This window comes from Cysteiniphilum sp. GTC20157, from assembly GCF_055396795.1.
On record NZ_AP044698.1, the window covers coordinates 1,666,153 to 1,680,524 of the forward strand.

The window sequence follows — 14,372 nt, forward strand, 5'->3', positions numbered from 1 at the left end:
AGGCACCGTTAGGTGCCTTTGTAATAATAAAAAACCTGATGATGTTCTACTTTCACATGGCGAATGCCACACTATCATCGACGCTAACTGTTTTTACTTCTGAGTTCGGAATGGAGTCAGGTGGTTCACAGTCGCTATCTTCATCAGGTAACTGTCAAGCTGAGAGCTCTAACAATCTATCATAGAGTAATAACCAAGTCTCTCGGGCAATTAGTACTGGTTAGCTTCATACATTACTGCACTTCTACAGCCAGCCTATCAACGTCGTAGTCTTCAACAACCCTTCAGATCAGAGAACAGATGACTGAAGACTGATGACAGATAATCGAATCGCTTCGCGATGATCTAATTTAAATATTAATACCATCAAGCTTGCTTGATCCAAATTCTGTCTTCTGTCCTCTGTGTTCTGTCCTCCAATAGGGAGATCTCATCTTGAGGCTGGCTTCCCGCTTAGATGCTTTCAGCGGTTATCCATTCCGAACGTAGCTACTGGGCAATGCCTCTGGCGAGACAACCCAAACACCAGCGGTTCGTTCATCCCGGTCCTCTCGTACTAGGAACAAACCCTCTCAAATCTCCTACGCCCACGGCAGATAGGGACCGAACTGTCTCACGACGTTCTAAACCCAGCTCGCGTACCACTTTAAATGGCGAACAGCCATACCCTTGGGACCTGCTTCAGCCCCAGGATGTGATGAGCCGACATCGAGGTGCCAAACTCCTCCGTCGATATGAACTCTTGGGAGGAATCAGCCTGTTATCCCCGGAGTACCTTTTATCCGTTGAGCGATGGCCCTTCCATTCAGAACCACCGGATCACTAAGACCTACTTTCGTACCTGATCGAGCCGTCACTCTCTCAGTCAAGCGCACTTTTGCCTTTATACTCTTGGTGCGATTTCCGACCGCACCGAGTGCACCTTCGTACTCCTCCGTTACTCTTTGGGAGGAGACCGCCCCAGTCAAACTACCCACCATACACTGTCCTCGGCTTCCGCCTGAGTTAGAACTCCAAAAATATCAGGGTGGTATTTCAACGTCGACTCCTTCAGAACTAGCGCCCTGAATTCATAGTCTCCCACCTATCCTACACAAATATTTTCAAAGTCCAGTGCAAAGCTATAGTAAAGGTTCACGGGGTCTTTCCGTCTAACCGCGGGTACGCAGCATCTTCACTGCGATTTCAATTTCACTGAGTCCCAGATGGAGACAGTGTGGCCATCGTTACGCCATTCGTGCAGGTCGGAACTTACCCGACAAGGAATTTCGCTACCTTAGGACCGTTATAGTTACGGCCGCCGTTTACCGGGGCTTCGATCCAGAGCTTCTCCTACCACTTAATTACTCTGTCAATTCTTCTCTTAAGCGCTGATACAGCAAAACCCTCATTCGATTTGCTCGCTTTAACTTAGCTTCTCTCAACCTAGCAAGTTTCTCACTTGCATAAGCTTCGTAGTAGACAAGAATCCAGTCTCTCGTTTGACTTGTGTATTTACTTCTACCTGACTTATGCGATTTAATTCTCTTTCTTAGGTCTTTACTATAACCCAAGTAAAAATTATCTAACGCTTTTGAATAAATCACGTATACATAATACATATCAAACTCCAAAATAATTAAGTGGTAGGATAACCCCTTCAATTAACCTTCCGGCACCGGGCAGGCGTCACACCCTATACTTCCTCTTTCGAGTTCGCAGAGTGCTGTGTTTTTAGTAAACAGTCGCAGCCACCTGGTATCTGCAACCCCTTCAAGCTCCAGATGTTCATCCTTCACCCTAACGGGGCACACCTTCTCCCGAAGTTACGGTGTCATTTTGCCTAGTTCCTTCACCTGGGTTCTCTCATCGCCTTGGTATTCTCTACCCACCCACCTGTGTCGGTTTACAGTACGGTCAATCATAATCTATGCTTAGAAGGTTTTCCTGGAAGCAGAGCATCAATCTCTTGGCTAAACTCCGAAAAGTTTAGTTCCGTCTCACGCCTCAGATCAACATGTATCCGGATTTACCTAAACACACTACCTACACGCTTTCACCCGGACAACCATCCGCCGGGCAGACCTAGCTTTCTCCGTCTCTCCATCGCAATTACAATCGGTACAGGAATATTAACCTGTTTCCCATCGACTACTCCCTTCGGATTCGCCTTAGGAGCCGACTTACCCTACGTTGATTAACATTGCGTAGGAAACCTTGGGTTTTCGGCCAATAAGAATCTCACTTATTTATCGTTACTCATGTCAGCATTCGCACTTCTGATACCTCCAGCAAACTTCTCAATTCACCTTCTTCAGCTTACAGAACGCTCCCCTACCATGGCACCATAGGTGCCATCCGCAGCTTCGGTGTATCGCTTAGCCCCGTTAAATCTTACGCGCAAGCCGACTCGACCAGTGAGCTATTACGCTTTCTTTAAAGGGTGGCTGCTTCTAAGCCAACCTCCTGGCTGTCTATGCCTTCTCACATCGTTTCCCACTTAGCGATAACTTGGGGACCTTAGCTGGCGGTCTGGGCTCTTTCCCTCTCCACGACGGACCTTAGCACCCGCCGTGTGTCTCCTGTGATTCAACTTCGTCGTATTCTAAGTTTGCATCGAGTCGGTAAGGTCGCAAAACCCCCCTAGTCGAAACAGTGCTTTACCCCAACGAGTCATCCACAAGGCACTACCTAAATAGTTTTCGGGGAGAACCAGCTATCTCCGCGCTTGATTAGCCTTTCACTCCGATCCACAACTCATCCCATAATTTTGCAACATTACCGGGTTCGGTCCTCCAGTTGGTGTTACCCAACCTTCAACCTGGTCATGGATAGATCGCGTCGGTTTCGGGTCTACTCCTAGCGACTCATCGCTCTATTAAAACTCGCTTTCGCTACGGATCCCTTATTCAGTTATCCTCGCCACTAAAAGTAACTCGCTGACCCATTATACAAAAGGTACGCCATCACATCTCTTAAAAATGCTCTGACTGCTTGTACGCAAACGGTTTCAGGTTCTATTTCACTCCCCTTATCGGGGTTCTTTTCGCCTTTCCCTCACGGTACTGGTTCACTATCGGTCAGTCAGTAGTATTTAGCCTTGGAGGATGGTCCCCCCATCTTCAAACAGGATTTCACGTGTCCCGCCCTACTTATTCGTATATCTAGTTCCACCTATAAATTTTCGTCTACAGGGCTATCACCTGCTATGGCCATCCTTCCCAGAATGTTCAACTAATCTATACGCTAAAATATACAAGGCTACTCCCCCTTCGCTCGCCGCTACTAAGGGAATCTCGGTTGATTTCTTTTCCTATGGGTACTTAGATGTTTCAGTTCCCCACGTTCGCCTTCAGATGACGGAAAACAGAAGACAGAAGACAGTTGTTGAATCGCTGTGCGATACCTTAAACTTTAAAAATAATTACTTAAATTTAAAATTAAATATCACGTTTCTAAAATCAACTTACTGTTTCCAATCCGCTATTTTCCGCCATCTGAATGATCAGAAGACATAAGGCATAGATAAAACAGAAAACTTCTGTCTTCTGTCCTCTGCCCTCTGTCTTCTGATCGGGTTCCCCCATTCAGACATCTCCGGATCAATGCTTATTTGCCAACTCCCCGAAGCTTTTCGCAGGCTATCACGTCTTTCATCGCCTCTGACTGCCAAGGCATCCGCCGTTTGCGCTTATTCTCTTGGTCATTACTCTATAATAAATTGTTAAAGATCTCTGTTTCGGATGACCGAAGACTGTGGACTGATGACAGATAATCGTACGCTCACCGATGATTCAATTTAAACATTAAAACCATCAAGCTTGCTTGATTCAAACTCCGTCTTCTGTCCTCTGTCTTCCGTCATCTGGATGGTGGAGCCAAGGAGGATCGAACTCCTGACCTCCTGCGTGCAAAGCAGGCGCTCTCCCAGCTGAGCTATGGCCCCAATTCAGAGGACAGAGAACAGATCTTTGTATCGCTTCGCGATGATTCTTTAAAATAAAAATCGTGCAACTCGCTGCACTCAAAATCACTGTCTTCTGTCTTCCGTCCTCTGTCTTCTGATATGGTGGGTCTGAGTAGACTTGAACTACCGACCTCACCCTTATCAGGGGTGCGCTCTAACCAGCTGAGCTACAGACCCATGCCTGAAAACAGAAAACTGAGAACAAAGGACAGTATTCGAATCGCTTCGCGATGAATTAATTTAAACATTAACCCTTCAAGCTCGCTTGACTCAATTTCTGTCTTCCGTCTTCTGCCTTCTGTCTTCTGGACTAAAAAACATCAATTGTAAACACTTAAATACTTCTCGCACTTTCTTATATTCTTTGTACTTTCGTACCTTTAAGGAGGTGATCCAGCCGCAGGTTCCCCTACGGCTACCTTGTTACGACTTCACCCCAGTCATGAATCACAAAGTGGTAAACGTCCCCCCTACCACTTTTACCATCTCAACAGCCAACAAACAATCATCAACATATCAAAATAATAAAAGTGGTAGGGTTAGACTATCTACTTCTTTTGCAACCCACTCCCATGGTGTGACGGGCGGTGTGTACAAGACCCGGGAACGTATTCACCGCGGCATTCTGATCCGCGATTACTAGCGATTCCGACTTCATGCTCTCGAGTTGCAGAGAGCAATCCGGACTACGAACACCTTTCTGAGTTTCGCTCCAGCTCGCACCTTCGCCTCCCTCTGTAATGCCCATTGTAGCACGTGTGTAGCCCTGCCCGTAAGGGCCATGATGACTTGACGTCGTCCCCACCTTCCTCCGCCTTATCAGCGGCAGTCTCTCTAGAGTGCCCAACTTAATGATGGCAACTAAAAATAAGGGTTGCGCTCGTTGCGGGACTTAACCCAACATTTCACAACACGAGCTGACGACAGCCATGCAGCACCTGTCTCATAGTTCCCGAAGGCACAAATCCATCTCTGAATTCTTCTATGGATGTCAAGGGCAGGTAAGGTTCTTCGCGTTGCATCGAATTAAACCACATGCTCCACCGCTTGTGCGGGTCCCCGTCAATTCCTTTGAGTTTTAACCTTGCGGCCGTAGTCCCCAGGCGGAGTACTTAACGCGTTAGCTGCGCCACTAAATCTTTTACACCAGATCCAACAGCTAGTACTCATCGTTTACAGCGTGGACTACCAGGGTATCTAATCCTGTTTGCTACCCACGCTTTCGTCCCTCAGTGTCAGTTTAACCCCAGATTGTTGCCTTCGCCATTGATGTTCCTTCCGATCTCTACGCATTTCACCGCTACACCGGAAATTCCCCAATCCTCTAGTAAACTCTAGTTAAACAGTATCAAATGCAGTTCCCAGGTTGAGCCCAGGGCTTTCACATCTGACTTATCTAACCACCTACGAACCCTTTACGCCCAGTAATTCCGATTAACGCTCGCACCCTCCGTATTACCGCGGCTGCTGGCACGGAGTTAGCCGGTGCTTATTCTTTAGGTAACGTCAAATTGTCTAGCTCTTAACCTAACAACCTTCCTCCCTAACTAAAGTGCTTTACAACCCTAAGGCCTTCTTCACACACGTGGTATTGCTGGATCAGGGTTGCCCCCATTGTCCAATATTCCCCACTGCTGCCTCCCGTAGGAGTCTGGGCCGTGTCTCAGTCCCAGTGTGGCTGATCTTCCTCTCAGAACAGCTATGGATCATCGCCTTGGTCAGCCTTTACCCAACCAACTAGCTAATCCAACGCAGGCTCATCGTACAGCGACAGCACATAAGTGCTACCTTTGACCCGAAGGTGTCATGCGGTATTAGCAGTCGTTTCCAACTGTTGTCCCCCACTATACGGCAGATTCCTACGCGTTACTCACCCGTCCGCCACTAGCCAGAAGACAGATAACAGAAGACTCAAGACAGTAGTCGAATCGCTCCCGCGATAAATCATTCTAAATCACTAAAATTTGAATCATTTATGCAGCTTGCTGCATTCAACCCTCTGTACTCTGTCATCTGTATTCTGTCTTCCGAACCCGTTCGACTTGCATGTGTTAAGCATACCACCAGCGTTCAATCTGAGCCAGGATCAAACTCTTCAGTTTAAATCCTTAGATCATTAATTCCAGTCCTAAAACAAGAACTAACAACCCGCAAAAATTTTTGCTCAAAGTATTTAAGTATCTACATTTTATATCTCTTTAAACATCTCTTAAACCTTGCTACCAAGGCGTTTCTTGCGAACATTCTCGCTTAAGAACAAGCGTCAATTCTACAGATTTTTTTTTGGTTAGCAAGCTGTTTTTTAAAGTTTTTTAAAGTTTATTTTGAGTTGTTTTTTTTATGATCAAAACCACCTTTCTAATACGTTGAATTATAAATTGTAACTTGCGCCCAGGGCTGTCCCATCTAAATTAACGGTTTGATTGTATTAAAAACATTATGAGACTTTATTGAACTCAATTTTCAAAATAATGCCTTTAATCTCATCTGGATGACTCTTGGTTAGAGTGATAAGTAACCATTATTGACTTTTATGCAATCAATATATATTTGAATTTTGAGATGGGACAGCCGTGAACTTGCGCCTTTTCTTCATTCACACAATATATGATTTTGCACTATACTGGCTGTGGATATCACAAAAATTAATGGAGTAATCATATGCCTGGAATATTGATCGTTTTTTTCCTGTTACTAATAAGCGTTATTAGCGCATGGATGCATCGCACAACGGGGATCATATTCTTTTGCGTTTTTCTCATCGCAATGGGACTAGTATTCTTACATCACGCAACAGACCATCTTGGTTTATATTTTTAATGGTAAAAGGAGCTTCAATATGCAACGATCCAAAATAAATAACTTCGTAAAATGCCTCAATGCCATTGAAATACTTGCCATTATCCTTGTCATCGTGATGGCTTTTTCTTTTCAATTTATTTTAGGCGAACTTCCTTGCCCATTATGTTTACTACAACGCCTTGGATTACTGGGTATTGCCTTTGGCTTTTTGCTGAACATCAGATATCACGTCCGCCCAGCACATTATAGCCTATCATTACTCTCGGCAGTTTTGACTTCATTTGTTGCTATGCGCCAGATTGCACTTCACATTAATGACCCTCACGGTTACGGCTCAGCAATTTTAGGCTTGCATATGTATACATGGGTATTTGTACTGTGCATTATTGCTATAATTTATATTGCTATTGCACTTGGGCTATCATCACAATATGAAATTAAAGCAAACAAAGATGAAATCTCAGAAGCTAAAGGTAAGAAAATAAAAATATTTACTCACATTGTCTTTACACTATTGGTCTTTATCATTGCCACAAATCTAATTTCAACTTTTGTCGAATGCGGACTCAGTGAATGCCCAGATAATCCAATGACTTATATTTTATGGCAGTAGCAATTTAAAAAGTACTTTTTTGGGTTTACTAATTTGCCTGAATTGCTTCCACGCGCTCTTTAATCCTTTGGAGTTGATCTGAACTTAATACGACTTCTGGGCAGTTATTAGTAGTGACAGTTACTTGTAATAAACCACTTTGATACTCGTTATACGCCTTAATTAAATTAACGCCAAATGGCAATTGGTTATAATCATATTCAGACTCTATTCGGCTATCACATTGAAAAGTTTCATCCTTACAGGTAAACCCTGGCGTTAAGCCACCTACTGAACTGCACCTCTTAACTGTAAAAGTGTTTTTTTCATCGCCAACGTTTGAAAGAATGCCTACTTTTCTAGTATGAGCATCATAAACTATGTTGAAGTTATAATCTGCATAGACAACAGGGTTGTAAGTTGGTTTTCCCCAAGAATGTTGATGCGTAAGCCCTGCAAATTTTAATATTTTATTTTGACGATTAAAATGGAAATCGTTATCAATCAGCGCCCTATTTGTTCTACTCGTAAAATCATTAATGACTTCATTAAATCTCGTTTCAATAAACTTAGCTCTTGCTTGAAAATTATTTGGTGTATTTTGATAATTAAAAGCAGACGATATTGTTGCACCGTGATTGTAGTGCAAATTCAAAGCAGTCAGTTCTAAATATAATGATTTAATGATTGTCTCTAGCACTCGGCTATACTGACTAGCAAGCATACTATTATATGCCGCGTAAATATTAACAAAATCTTTCTGGTTACCAGGGCTGTCCCATCTAAATTAACGGTTTGATTGTATTAAAAACATTATGAGACTTTATTGAACTCAATTTTCAAAATAATGCCTTTAATCTCATCTGGATGACTCTTGGTTAGAGTGATAAGTAACCATTGCTGACTTTTATGCAATCAGTATATATTTGAATTTTGAGATGGGACAGCCGTGTTCTGGTTACTTGTATTGCTCGCATTGTTTACTTGATCTTTAGTATAATTTTGGGCGCGTGTGATCAAGGATGCGTATATTGAGTAATCTGACATTTCCATTAACGTCTTAGCTTCAGCAGTAACTTTCCGCAAAGTGATATTGTTGAGGACTTTAGTCAATCTTTCTAGCCGCGATTTTTTACTATTGCCTCCTCCCCATACACTGCCTTTGGCAAGGTAGGCATCAACATCACTACCATGTTCTCCTAAAATGTTAATCACTTGATTATAAGAAGTATTAATTTCATTTGTACTACTCTCCACCCTTTGGATACTCTCTCTAATTGCATTATCATTTAATATTGTTCTTAACTCAGTCAACTTTTTACCGAGATTTCTAATATCAACCTGTATTTCATCAAGCTTTTGCATAACATCTTCTAACGTATAGCTGTTTGTAAAGCCAAAAATTGAATCTAAAAAGCTAAAAATCATTAATGCAGGCCCTGCGACTTTATTGACAAATGGAATATTAGATGCAATATCTAAAGATTGCTCAATAATACTTGCTGTATCTGCACTACTTCTTAATGGCGCCATTGCACGATGCTTCTGTCTAGAAATTGGATAAGTGTAATCATAATAAGGACTGGATAATAAATGTTTTCCATAACTGTTTTTCAGACGTTCAACTAAAGCTTGATTAGATAAATTACTAAGAAATGTATTTATTTCATAGCCTGATGATTGGTAGACAACAGCTAACGCCTCATACACCTCACTACTTGAAGAAACACCCAACAAACGCTCAACTGTATTCAAGGTATATCCATGTCGATTTACTCTATCAAGTAGAAATCTCCCTATTTCATAAGAAGATGAAAAGAAAAACCTCTGTCCATAAAACGCTTTACCATAGGGAATAACAGCAACAACCTTATTATCCTTTTTCAACAATATATGATTATCTTTTATGCTTTGCACATTTATCACATTAATCTCACAGGTATTCTCTATACACTTAGTTACCGTTAATTTCTGCTTCTCTTGCGTATTATTGTTTTGCAATACCGCTGTCAGATTTGTGTTTTCAAGCGCCTTTGGAAATACAATTTTAATATCCTCCGAAAAACCTGCTTCTGAAAGTAGTAATACACTCAAAAAGCTGACTATTTTGGTTAATTTAAATGTCATTTTCTACTCCTTGCTAATCTATTATTTACAACTATCGCATTAAAGCATTAATAAATATTAGATGCTTTTCAAATTGCTATGAATATTCCTTGTTATCAAGACTTCCCCCTTTTAAATTATCACATGATAAATCACAGCCTTATATAAACCCTTAAAATGAAATTAACTTATCAGGAAATAGCTTAGACTGCACCTCTAGGATTGCCGTCATGGCAGGAATAATTGCAGGTGCGAGCATTCTGACCATTGGTAAATTAATGTTAGGCACTTTGCATAACATATCAAAATCATCATTTTGATTGGTGATTTTGTCACAAATCGCTTTGCCAATACGTACGGTTTGTGCAACACCATGACCACTCCAACCAAATACACTATATATCTTATCACTGATATTATATGCCGCAGTAGGTCCTTTCACTGTAAGGTCAGTGGTTCCGCTCCAGCAATAATCGAGTTTCACATCACCTAGCTGAGGAAAGACAGTTGTAACGCGTTGTTGTAGATAATCTAATGCCTTATCTAGCGCCCAACGTGAGCCACTACCACTACCACCGAATAGCACTCTATTTCCACGCACTTGACGAAAGTAGTCTATTTGTAAAGAAGTATCATACACAGCAACATTTGATGGTATCAGTTTCTCAACGGCAATTGGTAAAGGTTCAGTCACAGACACATAACTATAAAATGGAATCGCCGCTCGCCCCTCTTGTTTTAATATCTCAAAAGTGGAAACATGCGTTGCGATAACCACCTTATTTGCAGTGATTTTTCCACCTTCAGTTTCAACGACAACCTTTCCTTTTATTTGATCGATATTAAGCGCTTTGGTGTTTTCATAAACCTTACCGCCATGTTTCAATAATGCATATACCAAACCAAGGTTTAATGCCAATGGGTGAATATGTCCACCGATACAATCCAATAAACCACCATAATATAAATCAGAATCAACATGCTTCTTAAGATTTTGTTGTGTGATGATTTTAGCGCTATTATCGTCAAGCTTTGCGCGTGATTTCATCGCTGTTTTTAATGCATCCATATGCCCTTGATGAATCGCAGCGGTTAAATGCCCTTGAACATAATCAACCTCAAGATCATACTTCTGAATAATCTCTTTAATCGTATCAAATGATTCACGTGCGGTAAAATGCCACAAACGTTTTGCTTCATCTAAAGAAAACTCCTGAAGCATGTTACAAGCTTCCCAACGCGCAAGTCCAGGTGTTAATTGCCCACCATTTCTGCCAGATGCGTTAACCCCAATCTGATCTTGATCAATCAATATTACATCAACGCCAGATTCGGCAAGGTGCATTGCTGCTGAACTTCCTAATAATCCAGCACCAATCACCAGTACATCGCATTTACAATTGTTTACAAGTCTTTTATGATTTGGCAGTTTATTAATGGATGCTTGATAAAAATTCTCACAGTCCAAACGGTTAGGAGAACTCGCCTGCCATGACCAATCTTGTAAGCTATTCTTCCAAATACCGGTATTATTTCTTAACTCTGATAAAATTTTGGGTTTAAATTTTTCCATGTTTATGATCATCCTAGTGCTGCATATTCTAAATAAACAAAGACAAAATGTAGTATAATAAATCCTTATAAATGACTGACTATTAAAGCGACAATGGCAAAGGCTAAACAAGCAATTATTCTGACTGAAAAACAAAGACATATTCTGTCAAAACTGCATACATCAAATACGGGACAATATCGCTATAAACTAAGAGCCAAGATTATTCTTGACAGCGCAGATCATAGACGCACAAAAGATACACTTTCTGAGTTGAATATAGTAGCTAGCACGGTAGGCAAATGGCGTGATCGTTGGAATAATGCTTCAGAAAAACTTGCATGCCTTGAACGAGAAGAAATAAAAGGTATTGAGTATGAGCGAGCTATATGCGAAATACTTGATGATCTACCTAGAGAAGGAACACCTGCAAAGTTTAGCGCAGAGCAAATTTGTAAAATTATAAGCGTTGCTTGCGAAGCACCAGAAAAATCAGGGCTTCCTTTAAGTCATTGGAGTTTACCAAGTTTGGCTGCAGAGTTAGTTAAACGACAAATAGTGGACAGCATTTCAATTTCCCAACTACATGTTTTTTTAAAATCAGGCAGATATAAAGCCCCATAAGGTAAAACAGTGGATACACACACCCATTGAGGATCAAGCCACATTTGATCATGAAGTAGCGCAAGTGTGCAACACCTATCAAAAAGCATATGATGAAAAGGACAATGACATGCTTCAAGTGGTCAGTTGTGATGAGAAAACAGGGATACAGGCATTGGAGCGTCAAATCACTCCAATGAATCTGGATCATTGTGAACGCGTTGATAACAGCTATGAACGCCATGGCACACAATGTTTAATTGCAAATTTTGATATTGCTTCAGGTAAAATAATTGCTCCAACCATAGGTGATACCAGAACGGAAGAAGATTTCAAGAATCATGTCGAGCAAACAGTGCAAACGAAGCCTAAGGCTAATTGGGTTTTCGTTGTTGATCAATTAAATACGCACATGTCTGAAGCGTTGGTTTTGCTAGTGCTTAATTTGTGTGGTATTACTGGGGTGGATATTGGTGAAAAAGGCAAACATGGCGTGTTGAAAAACATGCAAACACGTAAAGCGTTTCTTGAAGATAGTTCACATCGTATTCGGTTTGTATATACACCGAAACATGCTTCATGGCTTAATCAAGTTGAGATATGGTTTAGCATTTTGGTTAAGCGATTACTTAAACGTTTATCTACGAAGTCAACAGTTGAGCTTAAAGATAAAATAACGGCATTTATTGGGTACTTTAATGATGTATTGGCTAAGCCATTTAAATGGACATATAAGGGGAGAGTTCTACAGGCGACATAATATTTACTTATTTAAAGGATGAGGTACTAGTTTAAATTCACTTACCTGTATGACTATAGCAAATGAATTTTTCTTTACCTCATTTATCTTCCATATGTTGCTCTAAGCGCCTTAAATTTCTTTAGATTTAATCACTTTTATCATGCATTGAATTATCACAGTTACTAACTTTTTGATCAAACAACAGCAAATTTTAAATATCAACCTATACTCTAGACCATAAATAGTTTGACAACAACAAAAGGAGTAGCCGTATGAGTTCCACACGAAATAGATGCTTAAGAAAGATCTCCATACTTCTAGGCACATTCGCAATAACAATGAGTATCAGCTATGCTAATTCATTGACATTCCCAATATCTATTGATAATACAACAGATCGAAATGTTTATATTGAGATTAGCTTTAAAATTGATAAACCTCTGGATTATGATAGCGATCCAAATACAATCAAAAATCGAATAGAAGACCCCAAACTAAATGACACATCATCAATCCCGTATATTCCCAGTCCTAGTGGTGAAACGATGGAGTATACAACCAAGTGCGAATTTGATGATTACAAGAAAGGGGAATGTCTCACGGGGTTTGAGCTTCAGGCAAGGTCAAGTTTTACCGGTTATTGGGTAGGCTCTGGAGCTGTCTCCTTATACATGTATAGAGATGGAGAGAAAATTACAACATCCGAATTAGAAACAACTGGACAAGGTGGGAAACTTTCTCAACCTGACTACAACTACGACCGTATGGGAAAATCACCAATAACGTGGATAAGCAATATGCCACGCGGCACGCAATATATACATGCTTACAAGATAGGCAATATAATTCAACAAAAGTATGGCATTCTACGTCTTGTTATCGTTAATTCAGTCACCATTCCTTTCTAAAAAATATTGCATTGCAACTCATCTTAATTTATTTACTGGATTTTGATAATAGCCCCCGTGTAGCGCCCCTACAATCTGGCTTAGCAAAATTTTCATAAACTACTTCGTAACAAAAACACTGCACAATAATTTACGATAGGTATAAAATTCCTCACTTTGCTTTTTTAATTTTTCCATCTAGGCTTAAGACAAACGGATGACTTGGAGTGATAGATGGACATCAGTGACTTACAGCTACTTTATATACTACTGACTGAGCGAAATATTACTTATGCGGCTGAAAGAATGAACTTATCACAACCGGCAGCCACGATTCGCCTTGGCAAAATGCGTAAACGATTTAATGATGAATTACTCATACGTCACGGCAATTCAATGCGCTTAACCGAAAAAGCAACCACCATGATTCAGCCTTTAAAACGTTTGCTTGAGCAAATTAATGAATTATTCCCACACCCTCACTTTGACCCTAAAACAGATGCCAGCATTATCAATATCCATATGAATGAATATTGTGAACATTTAATGTTAAAAGCATTATTTGACAAAATACATAGCTTTAATCCGGAGCATGAAATACATCTGCATATATTTCCGCCACTGTATAACCTTGATGGAATACATGATTTTAGCAATGCTGAGGTTATCATTGGCGCAGTTAACGAGAGTAATCTTGGCGAATTTGATGCTGAAGTTTCGCACTATGATCCACTTTGCCTATTGTACGATCGCTACCCAATTGATACATCAAAAGAGCTCACCCTCGATGAATATTATCAGTTGCCGCATATTGTGATCAATACAGTTGAGGCAAATCATTACTTACCTATCTTAGGGGCAAATGATCTACGCAATGTAAAAATGCGGGTGTTGAGTTTAACGCTTGCCACCTCATTACTTGAAGACAAATTTGTGATGACTTCAGTCAAAAGTCTTGCTGAAACCTATAACTTAAAAACATACCCATTACCAATTGATATCCCCCCGATGGCTTGCAATATTCACTATCCTGAGAGGTTGAAATTTGATGCTAAAAATAAATGGTTACGTAATTTATGTAGGTCTGAACTACAAAGACTAGCGCAGTCGCTTAATCTAAAATTGGTTAATTAAATGATGAG

General features: G+C 40.7%; 9 protein-coding genes, 2 tRNA genes and 3 rRNA genes. 6 read left to right on the top strand and 8 right to left on the bottom strand.

All coding sequences use genetic code 11. The features are described 5' to 3' along the window. Positions 1-33: 33 nt before the first annotated feature. The 5 genes from rrf to ACZ5V8_RS07515 form a co-directional block, all read right to left on the bottom strand. Positions 34-148, bottom strand: a 5S ribosomal RNA gene (gene rrf, locus ACZ5V8_RS07495). A gap of 41 nt (positions 149-189) precedes the next feature. After that, a 23S ribosomal RNA gene (locus ACZ5V8_RS07500) occupies positions 190-3,684 on the bottom strand. Positions 3,685-3,849: 165 nt separating this feature from the next. Beyond that, positions 3,850-3,925: transfer RNA gene (locus tag ACZ5V8_RS07505), tRNA-Ala, on the bottom strand. A 121-nt stretch (positions 3,926-4,046) separates the two neighbouring features. Then, positions 4,047-4,123 (bottom strand) — tRNA-Ile (locus ACZ5V8_RS07510). A gap of 204 nt (positions 4,124-4,327) precedes the next feature. After that, positions 4,328-6,048: ribosomal RNA gene (locus ACZ5V8_RS07515) — 16S ribosomal RNA — on the bottom strand. The 16S, 23S and 5S rRNA genes sit together here with 2 tRNA genes alongside, the layout of an rRNA operon. Positions 6,049-6,607: 559 nt before the next feature. Here ACZ5V8_RS07515 and ACZ5V8_RS07520 point away from each other — a divergent pair. After that, positions 6,608-6,766: a DUF5993 family protein gene (locus ACZ5V8_RS07520; protein WP_464217299.1), complete on the top strand. Its 159-nt coding sequence runs from the start codon at positions 6,608-6,610 to the stop codon at positions 6,764-6,766. Between the two features lie 19 nt (positions 6,767-6,785). After that, positions 6,786-7,361, top strand: coding sequence for a disulfide bond formation protein B (locus ACZ5V8_RS07525; RefSeq protein WP_464217300.1), 576 nt, complete (start codon positions 6,786-6,788; stop codon positions 7,359-7,361). A 28-nt stretch (positions 7,362-7,389) separates the two neighbouring features. Here the strand turns inward: ACZ5V8_RS07525 and ACZ5V8_RS07530 are convergent, their stop codons facing one another. The 3 genes from ACZ5V8_RS07530 to ACZ5V8_RS07540 all read right to left on the bottom strand — a co-directional run bounded on the left by ACZ5V8_RS07530 (position 7,390) and on the right by ACZ5V8_RS07540 (position 11,019). Next, complete coding sequence (locus ACZ5V8_RS07530; protein ID WP_464217301.1) at positions 7,390-8,064, bottom strand: hypothetical protein; 675 nt, start codon at positions 8,062-8,064, stop codon at positions 7,390-7,392. 191 nt (positions 8,065-8,255) lie between these two features. After that, positions 8,256-9,467 (bottom strand): hypothetical protein, encoded by a 1,212-nt coding sequence (locus ACZ5V8_RS07535; RefSeq protein ID WP_464217302.1) that lies wholly within the window; start codon positions 9,465-9,467, stop codon positions 8,256-8,258. Between the two features lie 151 nt (positions 9,468-9,618). Next, positions 9,619-11,019 (bottom strand): NAD(P)/FAD-dependent oxidoreductase, encoded by a 1,401-nt coding sequence (locus ACZ5V8_RS07540; protein WP_464217303.1) that lies wholly within the window; start codon positions 11,017-11,019, stop codon positions 9,619-9,621. A 93-nt stretch (positions 11,020-11,112) separates the two neighbouring features. On the opposite strand from ACZ5V8_RS07540, the gene ACZ5V8_RS07545 reads away from it, so the two are divergent. From ACZ5V8_RS07545 to ACZ5V8_RS07560, 4 genes are all read left to right on the top strand, one after another. Further along, positions 11,113-11,622: a helix-turn-helix domain-containing protein gene (locus ACZ5V8_RS07545; protein WP_464217022.1), complete on the top strand. Its 510-nt coding sequence runs from the start codon at positions 11,113-11,115 to the stop codon at positions 11,620-11,622. A gap of 64 nt (positions 11,623-11,686) precedes the next feature. After that, complete coding sequence (locus ACZ5V8_RS07550; protein WP_464217023.1) at positions 11,687-12,361, top strand: transposase; 675 nt, start codon at positions 11,687-11,689, stop codon at positions 12,359-12,361. 320 nt (positions 12,362-12,681) lie between these two features. Then, positions 12,682-13,251 carry a hypothetical protein gene (locus ACZ5V8_RS07555; RefSeq protein WP_464217304.1) on the top strand — a complete coding sequence of 190 codons (570 nt, stop codon included), beginning with the start codon at positions 12,682-12,684 and terminating at the stop codon, positions 13,249-13,251. Positions 13,252-13,464: 213 nt separating this feature from the next. Beyond that, positions 13,465-14,364, top strand: coding sequence for a LysR family transcriptional regulator (locus tag ACZ5V8_RS07560; protein ID WP_440617397.1), 900 nt, complete (start codon positions 13,465-13,467; stop codon positions 14,362-14,364). Positions 14,365-14,372 lie beyond the last annotated feature (8 nt).